General features: G+C 40.8%; 13 protein-coding genes and 1 other annotated feature. Of the genes, 1 reads left to right on the top strand and 12 read right to left on the bottom strand.

The window, feature by feature from the left end:
- Positions 1 to 229 precede the first annotated feature (229 nt).
- The 4 genes from AC1Z3S_RS01755 to AC1Z3S_RS01740 form a co-directional block, all read right to left on the bottom strand.
- A complete protein-coding gene (locus AC1Z3S_RS01755) occupies positions 230 to 2,227 on the bottom strand; it encodes a pectate lyase-like adhesive domain-containing protein (RefSeq protein WP_461739414.1) in 1,998 nt (665 codons plus the stop codon).
- A gap of 253 nt (positions 2,228 to 2,480) precedes the next feature.
- Complete coding sequence (locus AC1Z3S_RS01750) at positions 2,481 to 3,203, bottom strand: winged helix-turn-helix domain-containing protein (protein ID WP_461738912.1); 723 nt, start codon at positions 3,201 to 3,203, stop codon at positions 2,481 to 2,483.
- A gap of 1,042 nt (positions 3,204 to 4,245) precedes the next feature.
- Complete coding sequence (locus AC1Z3S_RS01745) at positions 4,246 to 5,148, bottom strand: homoserine O-succinyltransferase (protein ID WP_461738911.1); 903 nt, start codon at positions 5,146 to 5,148, stop codon at positions 4,246 to 4,248.
- Positions 5,149 to 5,175: 27 nt separating this feature from the next.
- Positions 5,176 to 6,447 carry an O-acetylhomoserine aminocarboxypropyltransferase/cysteine synthase family protein gene (locus AC1Z3S_RS01740; protein ID WP_461738910.1) on the bottom strand — a complete coding sequence of 424 codons (1,272 nt, stop codon included), beginning with the start codon at positions 6,445 to 6,447 and terminating at the stop codon, positions 5,176 to 5,178.
- A gap of 114 nt (positions 6,448 to 6,561) precedes the next feature.
- Positions 6,562 to 6,818: a binding site (T-box leader), on the bottom strand.
- Positions 6,819 to 7,084: 266 nt separating this feature from the next.
- Between AC1Z3S_RS01740 and AC1Z3S_RS01735 the strand changes: the two genes are divergently transcribed.
- Positions 7,085 to 7,252 (top strand): hypothetical protein, encoded by a 168-nt coding sequence (locus AC1Z3S_RS01735; protein ID WP_461738909.1) that lies wholly within the window; start codon positions 7,085 to 7,087, stop codon positions 7,250 to 7,252.
- Here the strand turns inward: AC1Z3S_RS01735 and AC1Z3S_RS01730 are convergent, their stop codons facing one another.
- From AC1Z3S_RS01730 to AC1Z3S_RS01695, 8 genes are all read right to left on the bottom strand, one after another.
- Positions 7,253 to 8,767 (bottom strand): MFS transporter, encoded by a 1,515-nt coding sequence (locus AC1Z3S_RS01730; RefSeq protein ID WP_461738908.1) that lies wholly within the window; start codon positions 8,765 to 8,767, stop codon positions 7,253 to 7,255.
- Between the two features lie 18 nt (positions 8,768 to 8,785).
- Entirely contained in the window at positions 8,786 to 9,172 is a 387-nt protein-coding gene (locus AC1Z3S_RS01725; RefSeq protein WP_461738907.1) for an HsmA family protein, read from the bottom strand.
- A gap of 186 nt (positions 9,173 to 9,358) precedes the next feature.
- The gene (gndA, locus tag AC1Z3S_RS01720) at positions 9,359 to 10,771 is read right to left on the bottom strand and encodes an NADP-dependent phosphogluconate dehydrogenase (protein WP_461738906.1); all 1,413 of its coding nucleotides are present in this window, start codon (positions 10,769 to 10,771) and stop codon (positions 9,359 to 9,361) included.
- A complete protein-coding gene (locus AC1Z3S_RS01715; protein ID WP_461738905.1) occupies positions 10,768 to 11,730 on the bottom strand; it encodes a Gfo/Idh/MocA family protein in 963 nt (320 codons plus the stop codon). Before AC1Z3S_RS01715 ends, gndA begins: the two co-directional genes overlap by 4 nt.
- A gap of 8 nt (positions 11,731 to 11,738) precedes the next feature.
- Entirely contained in the window at positions 11,739 to 12,896 is a 1,158-nt protein-coding gene (locus tag AC1Z3S_RS01710; protein WP_461738904.1) for a PTS fructose transporter subunit IIC, read from the bottom strand.
- Positions 12,896 to 13,204, bottom strand: a complete 309-nt coding sequence (locus AC1Z3S_RS01705; RefSeq protein ID WP_265456489.1) for a PTS fructose transporter subunit IIB — start codon at positions 13,202 to 13,204, stop codon at positions 12,896 to 12,898. Before AC1Z3S_RS01705 ends, AC1Z3S_RS01710 begins: the two co-directional genes overlap by 1 nt.
- Entirely contained in the window at positions 13,192 to 13,662 is a 471-nt protein-coding gene (locus AC1Z3S_RS01700; RefSeq protein WP_461738903.1) for a PTS sugar transporter subunit IIA, read from the bottom strand. Before AC1Z3S_RS01700 ends, AC1Z3S_RS01705 begins: the two co-directional genes overlap by 13 nt.
- 14 nt (positions 13,663 to 13,676) lie before the next feature.
- Complete coding sequence (locus AC1Z3S_RS01695) at positions 13,677 to 15,605, bottom strand: BglG family transcription antiterminator (RefSeq protein WP_461738902.1); 1,929 nt, start codon at positions 15,603 to 15,605, stop codon at positions 13,677 to 13,679.
- Positions 15,606 to 15,648 lie beyond the last annotated feature (43 nt).

Genomic DNA, 15,648 nt, shown 5'->3' with positions numbered 1-15,648 from the left:
GCGCGTTATCGTTTAACTGAGCATCGATATCGATTTTCTTAGCATCTGAGAAGGAAAAAGATCCACTTCCCGCATAAAGCATGTTGCGTCCACCCGTCCCAGTATCATCGGTAAGTTTTAAATTAAACGTGCCATCTCGACCAACACTGAAGGTACCGTTTTGAACATCAATAACATTTTGCGTAGAAGAGATGCTAGCAGTTGTCTTTAATGTGCTAGCAGTTGCTCCCTAGTTGTATGTCATTACCCCCGTTTGGTCAGAAACGTTGATGTTTACTTCACCATCTTGCCGAACTAAAAACTGGGAATTTGACCCTACCATTCGCAGGGCAGACCCCATGGAACCATTCATATTTACGTTGAATACAGCTTGGGTCCCAACAGTTATATTACTTTGTGTATCCATGCGAATAGCTTGAGGTTGGTATCCCCTATTTGAATAATAATCCCAGAAAAATTTGGAGTCATTCATATCAATCGTCATGTTTGCTCCTGCTGAATCTAGGTCTATATCAGAGTATTGGTCCATTGTCAAAGCTGAATAATACGGAATTGTAGTGTTAAGTACATTCGAGATACCCGTCGAACCTGTACTCCACGGTTGTCCAAGTCTTGCACCCGTTTTTATATACAAATCAGCATTTTCAGATAATTCGATACTCGTTCTCCGTGAAGAGTTTCCTCCCGTTAAACGTATACCTGCTCGATGAGTATTTGAAACATCAATACTCATTTTGGCATCTTCTTCCAGAATTAGACTACCGCCATTTTGAATATTGGCACCTGCATTGACCACGCGAGGAGCATTCCAAGCCAAGGATTCCCCACCATCTCCTTCAGATGTTAAATCAATTGAAGCACCTTTTTCCAAATAAGCATAAGGTTTATTGCCTACGTTTTGCGATAGATAAGCTCCAATAATTAAAGCGTCACCAGTTCCACAATTAAGCGTCAGACTACTTCCTTCTTGAAAAATAGCTCGATGTGCTTCAAGTCCAGATGCAACGGAGTTTGTTCCGTTATTTCTAACCGTTGCCGTTGTGGACCCTATTGTATACGTATAGTTTAAGAATGCAGACCTAATAGTATTTGTCCCCTTAAAAATTAAGGTTGCACCATAAGATGCTGTTAACTGAGAACCTTCATAATTAATATTGTCATAGACGATATATTTGTAATATGTTACTTCAGTACAGAAACAACCATAAGGTGATGAGCCATACATAGTTAAATCCTTCAAATAAAATCCAAAGATGTTTCTTGCACTTCCTGCAGTATTCATTCTATAACTTATCTCTTGAGTATTTAACTTATGATTATTTCCATCGACTACTAACCTCCGGCTGGGAATAACTGTAGTTGTTCCTAAGCCTCCTCCAGTACCTTGAAGAGTAGATGGATTATCTATATCCGCCATCAGACGAATATAGGTTTTACCAGAATTCCTCATTGCACTATTAAATTCTGTCCAAGTATAAACCTCTTGATAGGCTGATCCCACTGGTATATCAGCAATATTGGGGTTGTTCCAAACACTTATAGTTTGGTCATCACTATAAGGTGGTTGAGTTAAATCAACTTGTGTTCCAACACTATCAGTAGAAGCTTCATTTGCAGTGGCAGTTGTAGCCACTCCACTTTCAGCAACCTCCGCCTCACCAACAACCATTACCAACTTCTCTGAATCCGTCAGCATAATATTTTTGTCAGCTATACTTAACTCATAGTTGCCAGCAGTATCTGCATACAGTTTCAAATCTAATTCTGTAACTGACACACCTACTGTGATATCTAAGACTCGTGTTTCTTCATCATAGCTAAACATTGGCAAAGCATCATTTGCATCTGCTTCTTTTAACATAGCTGTTTCAGATGCTTCATCAAAAGATATTCCTTCCGGTAAAGTCATCGTCCATTGACGTGTGACAGAAGATGAACCAGAAGCAGTTGCAGCATCAGTGATGTCCCCTGAAATGTCAACATAAGGTACTTCGGTATTTTCCGTTGTTGCGATGTCACCTTCATCGCGACTATCAGAAATTGTTACGACGAACTCATCTCCAGTTTTTAAACTAGTTAAATCTCCCTCTGTAGATAAGCTCAACTCCTTTGGTGCCGCAAAAATTTCCATTGCTCCGGAAGAAAGCTGAACAATAGTTAACGTAACCAAGGTCAGCAATGCAATGAGATTGATTAAACGTAACCAATGTTTTTTTTCATTTTTCATTTCATTCACTCTTCCCTCCTATCTTTTTCTACTTCCAAGAAAAGCATCACACTCCTCGAGAAATTAGCAGCTTGTCAGATAGAATTACAGCTGCTGAACAACCAACAACGCCCCCCTTCCGCTGGTTTAGTAAATTATCTCTATAACCACTAGAGAATTTTTTATTTTTAAACATGACCAGCATGTCTAAAACAAAGTTAAATACTTACCTAGATTCCAGAGATGTTCTTAGTTAGTAACTTTTAAAGAACAATCAGTGAACTTTGTCCTCTTGATACAATTCAACACTTTCGCAAAGCTCTTGATCTAGTGCATAACCCTTATTCCAGTGGGTAATAATCAAGTTTTCATCAAGATTAAATTTTTGCATCTTCTTTTTAAGACGACCAATTATTTGTGATAATTGTGTCAGGGAAGAATTAGATACGTTTTGCTGCCAGAGCTGAGTACTTAATTCTGTGCGGGCTACAAATTCACCTTTTTGAGCGTAGAGTAAATCAAAAAGTTCCCGTTCTTTTCTCGATAGTGCGCTTAATAAAGATGCCACCGCATGAACTGATACTTCTTTAACAGGTTTTGACTGTCTGTTTTGTGAAAAAGTAGCCAAAATCTTAATAGATTTTCCATCAGCCAGTGCTTCTCTTAATTCAGTCGGCGTCATTTGTGAATTTATAAACCGGATACTATCCTGTTTTTCAAGATTCTCCATTCGCTCAGAAAGTTCTTGTTCATTAATTCTAAAATAGTCAGTATTTTCTATTGGCGCCTTTTCAATAATTTTTGCCAATTCTTCATCAGTAATACTTTCGCTGAAAATCACTGTCCCAAAGAGTGAAAACATCGAAAAATCTCTTCTGAAAAGAACTCTCTCTAATACTTGGCTTGAACAAAAAACTTCGTAACCCAATCGTTGAAGTCGTGTTTGCCAATCAGTATCGATAAAAATATTTTTAGTGAGCAAAAGAATTTGATTCATGCTATCACCTTCTCTTTTCTTCTTCTCTATTCTGTTGTGTCATATAACTAAAAAAATCAAAAAAGCAAAAAAAACATTTACTTTAAGATTTATGGTCTAAATTGCATATAAACCTGCATTTTCTTCTTATAACTGTCTCTTATGCGAAATGACTCCTAATCCCTTAGTTCTTGCTAAATTCAAAAAAATATTTGACGGTTTTTTAGACGGCTTAAATAGAGATAATCTTCATTATTAAAAACAGAAGAAAAAAGAGAGGGAAAATTAATAGCTTTTTAGAAGCATTAATTTTTTCTCTCTTTTTATTGATTTTTTTCATCTATATCAACAATTTCAATTCTTTTGGATTCATTTGTTTTTAAATCCATCTAAACAAGCAGTCATACAATATATCTAAAATACCAATGTAAGCTTGTTACAATGATTTATAATTTCAAATTTTTCTTTTTTTCCTTGACCATTTCATGACGGCTGATGACCTCACTGGAAATTCGGAAAAGTTGTGAGGACGCGATTTTTCTCATTATAAAAGGGGGAGATTAATAACCTAGTAACGTTATTTTCAAACCTGAATAAATAATTAAAAAAAGTTATTATGTTTTAATTGTTTTATGTTTTGCTCAAAAAACATAATTTTTTATCCAAAATAGGATTGACAATAAAATTAATTACATTTAGAATTAAATTGTTAATAACAGAACAACCTATAAATATTATTTTCGCATAAGAGACAGTTATAAGAAGTGTTCTATCATTATAAAAAAATTAAACCTGTTATACTTCCATTAGTTTTTTTAGAAAAGTAATTTTTTTATAAAAAAAATAATTAACACTACTATTCAAAATTCTTTTTATATACTACTTCCAATTGCAGAAGTTGAAGCGATTAATCTATCAATAAAATCCATTTGGTTCCAAATTCACCTCTCCCCAAACCCTAAAAACCCTAAATACCCCGATTTCTGCTAAGCGCTAAGTCGTCAATTGACTACAGGATTCTTTAGCAAAAATAGGGGTATTTTAGATTAGATTCAGATATTTTTTACTCCCCTAACCGATAAGGAGTTCGCTGATAGACATCATTCAACCAATTTTGGTAAAGAAGAAAGGCTTCTGAGCGCCAAGTATTGCGAATGATGTTTCTTTGTGGGTCGCCGTGATAATAATTTTGTGGCGGGGCTGTCGTCAGGCCCCGCTCGAGATCACGCCGGTATTCGGTTGCTAGAGTCTCGGTATCGTATTCCATATGGCCGAGGACAAAGAGATTTCGCTGGTCATCAGAAACTGCGACTAGGGTGCCTAGCTCAGGGTGATCGGCAATGATTTTGATGGGTGCTTGTTGCATCTGTGTTTCATTGATGCCAGTATAACGGGACTGGGGCGAATAAAAATAATCGTTAAAGCCTCTGATATAAGGATGGTGGGCGACAATTCGATTTTCAAAAATGCCGAAGATTTTTTCATCGTAGAGAATTTTTTCGACACCATAAAAATGGTAAAGTCCAGCCTGTGCTCCCCAGCAGATATGCAGATTGGAGGTGACATGGCTTTGGCTCCAATCCATGATGGCTTGCAATTCTGGCCAATAATCGACCTCTTCAAAGTTCATTTTTTCTACTGGCGCACCGGTGATAATCAAGCCGTCGTAGTAGCTATTTTTAATATCCTCATAAGATAGATAAAAATCATTCAGATAGGTAGTGCTGGTATGCTTGGCTTGATGGCTGGAGGTCTGAATAAAATCGACCTCGATTTGCAAAGGGCTCTGAGACAGCAGGCGTAAAAGCTGCAGCTCCGTTGCGATTTTATTCGGCATTAAATTGACGATGGCGATTTTCAGCGGGCGGATGTCTTGGGTCACTGCTCGCTTGGAGCCCATCGTAAAAATCTCCTCCTGCTCTAACAATTGGATTACCGGCAAATCTTCGACAACTTTGACAGGCATCTTTTTCCCTCTTTCTGTTTCCCTAAATTAAATTTTAGCTAAGGCTTGTTCCAAGTCCGCTAAAATATCATCAATATTTTCTAGTCCGATGGATAAACGCAACGTTTCTGGTTTGACGCCGGCTTCCAACAGCTGCTCTTCGCTCAATTGCGAATGCGTTGTAGAAGCGGGATGAATAATTAAGGACTTGGCATCGCCGACATTGGCTAATAATGAAAATAATTCTACACTATCAATCAGCTTCTGACCAGCCTGGCTGCCGCCTTTTAAGCCGCAGGTGAAAATCGAACCGGCGCCTTTAGGAAAATATTTTTGGCCGAGTGCGTAATATTTGCTAGTTTTTAGTCCGGGATAATTGACCCACGCAACTTTGGGATGAGCTGCTAGATATTCCGCAACTTTTTGGGCATTTTCCACATGGCGCTCTAAACGTAAAGACAGAGTTTCCACACCTAATAAAATCAGCCATGAATTAAATGGTGAGGCAGCTGCCCCTGTGTCCCGCAATAAAATCGTGCGGGCCCGCGTTATATAAGCGGCCGGCCCAGCAGCCTCGACCCAAGAGATGCCATGGTAGCTGGCATCGGGTTCCACTAAACGAGGGAATTTGCCGTTTTGCCAATTGAATTTTCCGGAATCAATGATGGCTCCGCCAATCGCTACGCCGTGACCGCCGATAAATTTTGTCGTTGAGTACACGACAATGTCTGCACCGTAGTCAAACGGTCGGAAAAGATAAGCCGTGGCAAAAGTGTTATCTACTATTAAAGGAATACCAGCAGCGTGGGCGATGTCGGCAATTTTTTCAATTTCCACAATCGTAATGTCGGGATTACCGAGGGATTCGACAAAAATCGCTTTAGTGTTTTCCTGCAAAGCCTTTTTGAAATTTTCTGGATCATCTGAGTCAACGAAGGTTGTTTCGATGCCAAGATCCGGTAAAGTATTGGCGAATAAATTATGGGTGCCGCCATAGACACTGGCGGCGGAAATAATATGATCGCCGGCAATTGCGATATTTTGAATCGCATAGGCAATCGCTGCTGAGCCAGAAGCTGTCACTAAAGCTCCTACTCCGCCTTCTAATAAAGCCAAGCGTTCTTCTAAAACGCTGCTAGTTGGATTAGTAATTCTTGTGTAGATATTGCCGGCGTCGGTTAAGGCAAAGCGGCCGGCTGCTTCTTCGGCATCTTTGAAGACGTAGGAAGTTGTTTGGTGTAGCGGCACTGCTCGGCTGCCGGTTTCGTCGACAGTTTGGCCACCGTGTAATTGAATTGTTTCAAATTTTTGTTCTGTCATTTGTCATTCCTCCAAGAATAATTATTTTATTTAAAAATTGCGGACATATCTTTTTTCCGCCTGTTAAATCCCAAGTCGCTGAAACAAAAAAATCCCTAGAAGAGTCTCTGCTCTTCTAAGGATGTAGCTGCTACATGGTACCACCTTATTTTGTAAAAGTTGCCTTTTACCTCTGCTCCAATGCAACACTTGTTTGGACTAAGTGTGATATTGGGATTTCAGCTAACGGGAATATCCGTGCGCTCTTAAATTAATTCAGAGCACCCGCTCAAAAGCCATTTTCAAATCTGCTTACTCACACCTCTTTTCAGCTACCGAGGCTCTCTTTTAGTCAGTGGGCGAGATTTTACTTTCTTTCTCAACGCGTTTGGTTATTTTTTTACAATATTACGGTAGTTATCTTTAAAAAGCAAACCTTCTTTTGTCCATTACCTATAGTTAGTTTTTATTTTAAGTGATAGTTTCTAGCTATAAGGTTGGTGTGAAATCCTTGTCATCCTCATTGTCATCAAAAAAATGATAGAAAATTTTACAGCGTTCACGAATCACTTGTGTTCTAACTCACATCATTTTAAGTTTTTGTCACCTTGCTTGTGGTAGACTAAATAAACTATCGCAAAAATAGGAGGAACACTTTATGAACATTACCAAAGAAAGAATTGATGCCCTCAGCTTCTTTTTAGCTGCCCTAGTCTTATTAGCCTTTACGCTGATTTTCAATGAGATTGCCATTGGCCTTGTACTGGCTGCCTTAACATTTCCCAGCTGTCGTTTTTTAGCGAGCAAATTTTACAAGCGCAAGTAATTATAATTTCTTGCGCCGCAGATACCAACCGCCGACAAAAATAATTGCTGCGGCCCCAACTGCTGCTAAAAATAAATGTTGGTAAGCCGTTGCAGCTGTCGTTTGAAAGAGTTTAACGGCTTGTTCCCGCAGACTGCTGTCGCCGATGTTTTGAATTTGGATATATAAATCTTCAACGGATTGTTGACTGTCTTTGATATTCACACCAGAAACTGTGTCTAATTTAGTTGAAACAAAATTAGCAAAGCTGCTTTGGACTAACGTCGCATAAATCGTCGGTGCAATCGTAATCCCCACTTGGCGGCTGACGGAAAGGGTACCCAAGGCTACGCCATTTTCTTTGGTGCCGGCAATTTCTGACATCAGGACAGAGAATGGTGCGCCCATTAGCATCCCGAAGCCAAAGCCAGCAATAGTTGAGGCGATTAAAAACCAGATGGTCGTTGGTGTATATAGAGCAATGAAACCAAAGCCGACGACTGAAATCAAACCGGAAATTTGAATTGTCCGGGTAGCCCCTAATTTAGAAACCAACATCCCGCCAAGACCTGCCCCTAAAATCGAGCCTAAACCGATACCGCTCATCCAAACGCCACTGCTGTTAGCCGCAATCCCATAGCGATGTTCTACAAAGCTTGGAATGAAGACAAAAATCGCAATTAATGTTCCGGACAATAAGCCCATTAGAAGAGTTAAAAGAAAACCGCGGCTACGAATTAAATTATATGGTAGGAATGGATCAACCTTAGCTGAGACTTTCTTTTCCACCATTACAAAAGCTGCGAATAAAGCAATGCCGAGTAAAATAAAACCCCAGACAGAAACAGTTAATAAGCTAGCCAATAATGCATCACTTTGCAAATTCGTAATAGCCAACATAAAGCTTAAAATACCTAATGTTAACAAGCTCAAGCCTTTGTAATCCAACCCGTTGCTACTAGCATTTTTGGTTTCAGGAATGGCAATGAAACCGGCAATTAAAACAAAGACAGCAATTGGCAGATTGATTAAAAATAACCAACTCCAATGACCCGTTACATTTAAAATTAAACTGCCGAGATTTGGACCGACGACTGAGGCAATCCCGTTAATCGCACCTAATGCTCCTAGCAGAGCACCTTGTTTTTCTTTAGGATAAGTCGACAAGATATGACTGGAGGCGATAATAAATAAACCGCCGCCGCCAAGAGATTGCAAGACCCGCGCCGCTAAGAAAAAAACAAAGGAAGGACTTAAAGCGACTAATAAAGAACCTAGCGCAAAGACACTGACTTCAATGAGAAATAGTTTTCTGCGGCCAAATTTATCGGCTAATTTACCAATGATTGGCGTTGAGACAGCCATCCCTAAGGTGTAAAGGGTAATACCCCAAGTCCCTTGAACTTCGCTGATATTAAATGAATAAGTAATAGTTGTTAATGCACTGGAAATGATTCCGTTGTCCAGAGCTGACATAAAGACTCCGACAATAAAAATAATTAATGCGAATGTGCTAGTTTTTGCTTTTTGTGTCACTTGACTGCGCCTTCTTTCTTAATTTCCCATGCCGATAACGATGCCGGCTACGTAAGGAATTAACCAAAAGAGCCAGACAACTAAGCTGAATTTGTGGAATGTTTGTTTTGCTTTGACGTTTCCTTTAACTAAGACATAAATTGCCCAGATAAAATGAAAGGCCATCAGTAAGATTGCAATCACACCGGTCACCTGATGCAAAGACAATCCGCTAGTTGCGGCTTCCGCATTGGCAATCGAGGACATTATCGTGGTTCCTGTTGTATCAAAGACTAATCCTAAACCAAAGAAAAGCAAGTGTTTTGGTTGTAAGACTCCAGACCGTCTTTCTGAAAAGACCCCGATTGTATAAAAGACCAAGGCCAGACTAATTGTGATAATCGCAAATACTAATTTTGTATCCATTTTTTATTTCCCCTTTTTAAATTATTGAAGGACTTCCTTCTCACTGATGACGAGTATAGGCCGATTGTGACACGATGTCACCAAAAGCCGATTAGAAGTGAACAGTTTTTTAGAAATTGATTCTTGAGGCTGAGAAAACAAAAAAACCATGAAGATAATTCTTCATGGCGTCGGAAAACTTCATTCTTATTGATACCAATCGTAATGAAAGATGCCCTCTCGATCAGTTCTTTGATAGGTATGGGCGCCAAAGTAATCCCGTTGTGCTTGGATTAAATTGGCGGGTAAACGTTCAGCTCGATAAGAATCAAAATAGGCAATCGCTGCTGAAAAAGTCGGTGCCGGCACACCTGCCTGCAAAGCAATGCCGACAACATCCCGAACCGCCTGTTGATATTTGGCGGTAATCTCGACAAAATAATCATCTAACAAGAGATTTTTCAACTGCGGATCTTTGTCATAGGCATCGGTAATCCTTTGTAAAAATTGCGCTCGGATAATACAACCGGCCCGCCAAATTTTAGCAATCTCGCCGAAGGGCAATTCCCATTCATACTCACCTGAGGCCATTCTCAACTGAGCAAAACCTTGAGCATAGCTCATAATTTTACTAAAGTATAAAGCCTGTCGGATTTTTTCTAACAATTCAGATTGCTCTCCGGCAAACTGATAGTCCGCTGGTTTTGGCAATCTTTGACTAGCGGCTACCCGCTCATCTTTATAAGCAGAAATATAACGAGCGAAAACAGATTCCGTAATCAAGGACAATGGAACGCCTAAATCCAGTGCATCTTGGCTAGTCCACTTGCCCGTCCCTTTATTGCCGGCGGCGTCAAGAATTACATCCACAATTGGCTGCCCCGTTCCTAAATCATCCTGACGAGTTAAAATATCGGCGGTAATTTCAATCAAATAGCTGTCCAGTTCGCCTTGATTCCACTCTTTAAAAATTTCAGCCATCTGCTCCACTGACAACCCTAAAATATTTTTCATCAAATCATAGGCTTCAGCAATCAGCTGCATATCACCATATTCAATTCCATTATGAACCATTTTGACATAATGACCGGCGCCATCAGGACCAATATAGGTAACACAAGGCGTCCCATCTTCTGCCTTGGCTGAAATCTCTTCAAGGATCGGGGCCACCAGTTCATAGGCGGCTTGCTGACCTCCCGGCATAATCGACGGACCTAACAGGGCACCCTTTTCACCACCAGAAACACCGGTCCCGATAAAATTAATTCCCGAATCGGCCAATTCTTGATTCCGGCGAATGGTATCTTTGAAAAAAGTATTGCCGCCGTCGATTAAGATATCACCGGCTTCTAAATGCGGCAAGAGCGCTTGGATTGTCGCATCGGTTCCAGCGCCGGCTTGAACCATCAAAATAATTTGCCGCGGCTTTTCTAATGAAGCCGTAAAATCGGCTACCGAATAACTGGGATGCAAGATTTTAGTTGGATTTTCGGCAATGACTGTCTCAGTTTTTTCTCGACTGCGATTATAGATAGCGACGGAATAGCCGCGGCTTTCAATATTTAAGGCGAGATTTTTCCCCATCACTGCCATCCCGACAACGCCAATTTGATTTTTCATACGTCAACTCCCACTCTGCGATATAAATCGTCAATCACTTGAATTGCGGCTATTGTGACCGCTGGTGTCATCAGCGGACTAGTCAGCTGGCCGGCCTGCAGACATTGATTGACATGATTGATTTCATAAACAAATTCTGATTGCATTTCAAACAGGTATTCTTTAGTCTCACCGGCAATTTCACTGATTAAACGATTGGTCTTCCAAAAATTCGGAATCGTAATTTTTCCTTTTGTGCCGTAGATTTCGATGCGGCTTTGGTCGTGAATATCTTTGGTGATGAGTAGACTGGCTAAGATTTGCTTAGGTAAAGCCAAATTAATCACCCAGCTATCATCAGAAATCGGTGGCTGCATACTGCAGTTGCCGGCATAATTTTCCAAGGGTCCCCCAAAGGCTGTCAATAAAAATTCCAACGCATAGGTACCGGCACCTCTGAGAATACCGCCGCCTTTTTGCACTTCTTTAAACCACTCTCCCCGCTTGGCTCCCGTGTGACTGCTGATAATATTGACCCACTGAATTTCTCCTAATGCTCCTGCTTGTATCAACTGACGGGCCTGAACTTGGGCCGGTAGAAAAACGGCTTTTTGTGCTTCCATTAAAAAGAGATTTTTGCTGGCAGCTAACTGAAAGACTTCCTCAGATTGAGCTTTTGTTAAACACATTGGTTTTTCACAGAGGACAGGTTTATTTTGTTCTAAAGCGGCTTTGATACATTGATAATGCCCGCCATTGTAATTGGCGATATAAACCAAATCGACTTGCTCATCTTGGTACAGCTCTTGATAGCTGCCGTAATAATGAGGAATTGCTAACTCATCAGCCAGTGCTTTGGCTTTCATTAAATCCCGGCCGGCAATTGCGATTACTTCGCCGGCCTCACTTTGATTGATGCCTTCGACAAAACGGGTGACAATCGTGGCGGTACTGACAATGCCATAACGAATTTTTTTCATAGGACCACCTAGACTTCATTTTCTTTTGCGGTTTTTTTCAAGAAACGATCCCGCAAACGATTTTTAGTTGAAATCAACATGCCTTCATCAGCCGCTGTCTCTTCAATTTGAATTTCCTCAACTGATAATGGCTTTTTAATGGTGGAATAAATCAACGCCGTTGCCAGCGAACCAATGAGCCACGCCCCGACAAAACCTAATGGATTCGTCATCATCGGAATCACGAACACACCCCCGTGGACTGCTGGTGATTCGGTTCCAAAGACCATGCCTAGACCGCCAGCTAAGGCTGCCCCAGGAATCGTCGCACATAAAACACGAATCGGATCTTGCAGCGCAAAAGGAATCGCTGCTTCAGTGATGTAACAAAATGATAGTGGTACTGCCGCTTTGGCATTTTCAATATCGCCACGGGTAAATTTGCGTTTTCTAAACAAGACGGCTAAAGCCATTCCTAATGGCGGTGTCATGCCAGCCGCCATTTTTGCTGCCGTCGAGGCAAAATTCCCCTGAGCATTGAGAGCTGTCGCAAAGGAGGAAGCAATTTTGGTAATCGGTCCACCAAAATCGACGCCCCAGAAGCCGCCTAAGACTGCCCCGAAAACAAACCGCGAACCACCTTGTAAAGAATTTAAGAAGGATTCAATCGTGTTGGTAATCCAGGCAATCGGTTCGCCTAATAAAAATTGAAACGCACAGCCAACTGCTAAGGTTGCTAAAACGGGAATCACCAAAATCGGAATCATGCCGTTCAACCAAGAAGGCACCTTCCAAGTTTTAATCCACTTCACTAAATAGCCGACTAAGAACCCGCCGAGTAAGCCGCCGATAAAACCAGCATTAATTTCATTGGATAACAAACCAATTGCCAGCGCTGGCGCAATCGCTGGACGGTCGCCAATTGTGTAGGCAATCCCCGCACATAAAACCGGTGTGGCAAAGACAAAGGCCGAAACTCCAATCTGATTAATTAGATAAGCAAATGTGCCCGCCATATCTGGATTGGTGGCAATATCGTAGCCTCCCAGCGCTTTACCGATTGCTTGAATAATTCCGCCAGCGACAATTACCGGAATCATGTAAGAAACACCGGTCATAAAAGAAGCTTTAATCTGATCTTTTATGGTTAACTTTTTAACTTTTTTCTTCCGCTCGATTTTCGCCATTATGCAATCGCCTCCATTAATTCTTCAATTAATCCATCCGCGTCTTTAACGGCTTCCTGCACCCCACATTCCAGCGTTGGGACGTCTTCAAAACGCTCAACATTTCTAATCGTAATATCTGACGCGATAATCATGCCATTGGCCCGTTGAATATCGGCATCCGTAATTTGATTTTCCGGACCTTGAGCACCTTGCGTTTCCACTTTAATTTCAACACCTTTTTTCGCCGCAGCTTTTTTCAAATTGGCTGCCGCCATATACGTGTGGGCAATTCCTACGGGACAACTTGTAATCGCTATGATAAACATAATTTTTCCTCCTCGGTTTTAAATAACTCAATAATTTCTTTCACACTTTCTGCCTGTTGTAACCCTTCTCTAAAGTCATCCTCCATCAACAGGGTTGATAATTGCGATAATAATTTCAAAAATTCTTGTTTAGCAGAATCCGGCACCGCCAACATGATTACATAATTGACTGGCTTATCATCTAAGGACTGCCATTCGACTTCACGGGCTAATCTGACTAAAGTAAAACTAGTTTCTTTGACACCACTGCTTTTAGCGTGGGGAATGGCGATACCCATGCCAATCCCGGTGGTACTTTGTGATTCCCTTGCCAGTACATCTTGGCGGTATTGCTCTGGATCAGTTAAGACTTGATTCTCTGCCAACAATTGAATCACTTGGTCGATAACTTCATTTTTTTCGTTGGCTTCTAATTTAAATTCAATCAAATTTTGGTTAATTGATTCACTTAATTTCATTTTTTCACATCCTGTCACGTCAGCAATAAACGTCTGACTTCTTTCTTTGTTGGTGCCTGAATCACTTGCTTGACCTTATGTAGATCTTGTGTAAACAGGGCTAATTCTTCAAAAATACTGGCAAATTGCTGTTGAATTTGATTGTCAATTGCCAGTAGAAAAACTAACTGCACCTGTTCTCCTGACCAATCAATTGGTTTAGCTAATTGTAAAACGGCGATGCCTTGTTTTTGGACACTCCCTTGATAAGCATGGGGAATTGCTACCAGATTGCCGATGGCGGTGGCTGATAATTTTTCCCGCTGTAAAGCCGATTCTACAAAATCGGCAGTGACAAAGCCGGCTTTTTCTAGTAAAGCCGCACCGAATTGGATAATTTCTTCAACAGAGTCTAGTTCTACTTGAAGATTGATTAAATCTTCTGTCAGTAAACTTGTCAGACTCGATTCTTTTTGGCCAACTTGTTGAATTTGCTGTTGTAAACCAGCCTTCTCAGTAGCATTCAGTACCGGTGACACATAGACTATCTTTTTTTGGGGCACTTGTATTGGCACGGTGCTGATAATTAAGTCGGCTGTAGTCTGTGCCAAGCTTTGGTCCATCGCTGAGGAAATTCCAATAATTTCCAGTTCAGGGAAAGCCTGTTGTAACTTTGTTTTTAAAAAGTAGCTAGTCCCCATCCCGGTTGCGCAGACGATAATAGCGGTTACAGAATTATTGACAGCTTGCTGTTGTCGATCTAGGGCAGTTTCAATATGCAAAACGAGATAACAAATTTCGTCTTCATTTAATAATAAGTTGGTCTCCTGATAAATCAGCTCTGCATAGGCAACCCCAATCTCATAAGCCCGCGGATATTTCTGTTTCAATTCTCGACTCCAAGGATTTTTAATGTTGATGCCGTAGCTCAAACGATTTAGCAAAGGTTTCAAATGGAGCAGAAAGGCTGTCAGAAATTGCTGATCTTGCGCCAATTGTGTTTGAAAGGTCTCATCGATTGCTGTCGTCCAAGTAATCAGCTTGTCTAAAAGCTCTTGATCAATTTGCTGATAGCCTGAAAGTTCAGCTTCTTGCCAAGTTTGATTTGCTAAATTGGCGCCTAAAAGATGGATGGTTAAATAGCCGACTTCTGATTTTTCAAAAGCTAAATCAAAATGCTCCGCCAGCTTTTGGTAAAGCTGACTAGCTAGCTGCCATTCCTCTTTAGCAGTTAGTACTGCTAACTCATCCGCTGTCATCTCAATAAATTGATTATTTTGAAGACGTTGCAACGAGATGGCAATATGGATAATCAAACCCTTTAAGGCTACATCTGAAAGTTTGAAGGCCTGCTCCTGTTGAAAATCAAACAGGATGGCTTTAATCGCCGCCAATGAAATTTCAGGGAAGGTCTTTTGAATTTCGACAAAATCCAGCAGCGCTGCCTCCACGCTAGTCTCCTGCTTTAGTAATTCCGCCTTAATAATCCGCAGGGCAATTTCACTCCCTAACAGGCGGATGCCTTTTCTTGGAGCCCGCTCAATTTCTAGATTGAATTCCTGCAGATAGTCTGCTAAAGAATCTAAGTCCCGCAAAATAGTGCTGCTGCTGGCAAAGACTGCTTCTGAAATAGCGCCAACCGACAGATAATTTTGCTGATCTAACAGCAGGTGCAGAATTTCAAAGCGGCGCAATTCGGTTTCTTCAGGAGAATTTTCCTGTTGAAAAGCCGTCAGCAATTGCAATTCATTGCGCTCGTCTTCAGAAAATTCTAGCCAGATGCCTTTGCCCTTTTGACTGACAATCTGATAGGATTTATCTGCAAATTCTTGATTGATTCGTTTGACATCATTTTTAATTGTTTTTGAGCTGACCGCCAAAGCGCTGGCTAAAGTTTCCGACGTTTGCTTAGTTTGGTTAGCCATTAAAAGTTGTACAAGTTTTTTTTCACGTAGCTGCAGCATGTGATCACCTTTTTTCTTGTAATTACAAATATAGTATGCCATC

The sequence above is a fragment of the Enterococcus sp. LJL90 genome (assembly GCF_056924355.1).
The sequence above is the reverse complement of the archived record's forward strand: the minus strand, read 5'-3'. Positions and strand labels throughout refer to the sequence as shown.

Coding starts and splice junctions, on each gene's coding strand:
- AC1Z3S_RS01715 (WP_461738905.1), bottom strand. CDS start 11,730: ATGAAAAAAATTCGTTATGGCATTGTCAGTACCGCCACGATTGTCACC.
- AC1Z3S_RS01755 (WP_461739414.1), bottom strand. CDS start 2,227: ATGAAAAATGAAAAAAAACATTGGTTACGTTTAATCAATCTCATTGCA.
- AC1Z3S_RS01695 (WP_461738902.1), bottom strand. CDS start 15,605: ATGCTGCAGCTACGTGAAAAAAAACTTGTACAACTTTTAATGGCTAAC.
- AC1Z3S_RS01705 (WP_265456489.1), bottom strand. CDS start 13,204: ATGTTTATCATAGCGATTACAAGTTGTCCCGTAGGAATTGCCCACACG.
- gndA (WP_461738906.1), bottom strand. CDS start 10,771: ATGAAAAATCAAATTGGCGTTGTCGGGATGGCAGTGATGGGGAAAAAT.
- AC1Z3S_RS01725 (WP_461738907.1), bottom strand. CDS start 9,172: ATGGATACAAAATTAGTATTTGCGATTATCACAATTAGTCTGGCCTTG.
- AC1Z3S_RS01700 (WP_461738903.1), bottom strand. CDS start 13,662: ATGAAATTAAGTGAATCAATTAACCAAAATTTGATTGAATTTAAATTA.
- AC1Z3S_RS01710 (WP_461738904.1), bottom strand. CDS start 12,896: ATGGCGAAAATCGAGCGGAAGAAAAAAGTTAAAAAGTTAACCATAAAA.
- AC1Z3S_RS01750 (WP_461738912.1), bottom strand. CDS start 3,203: ATGAATCAAATTCTTTTGCTCACTAAAAATATTTTTATCGATACTGAT.
- AC1Z3S_RS01740 (WP_461738910.1), bottom strand. CDS start 6,447: ATGACAGAACAAAAATTTGAAACAATTCAATTACACGGTGGCCAAACT.
- AC1Z3S_RS01735 (WP_461738909.1), top strand. CDS start 7,085: ATGAACATTACCAAAGAAAGAATTGATGCCCTCAGCTTCTTTTTAGCT.
- AC1Z3S_RS01745 (WP_461738911.1), bottom strand. CDS start 5,148: ATGCCTGTCAAAGTTGTCGAAGATTTGCCGGTAATCCAATTGTTAGAG.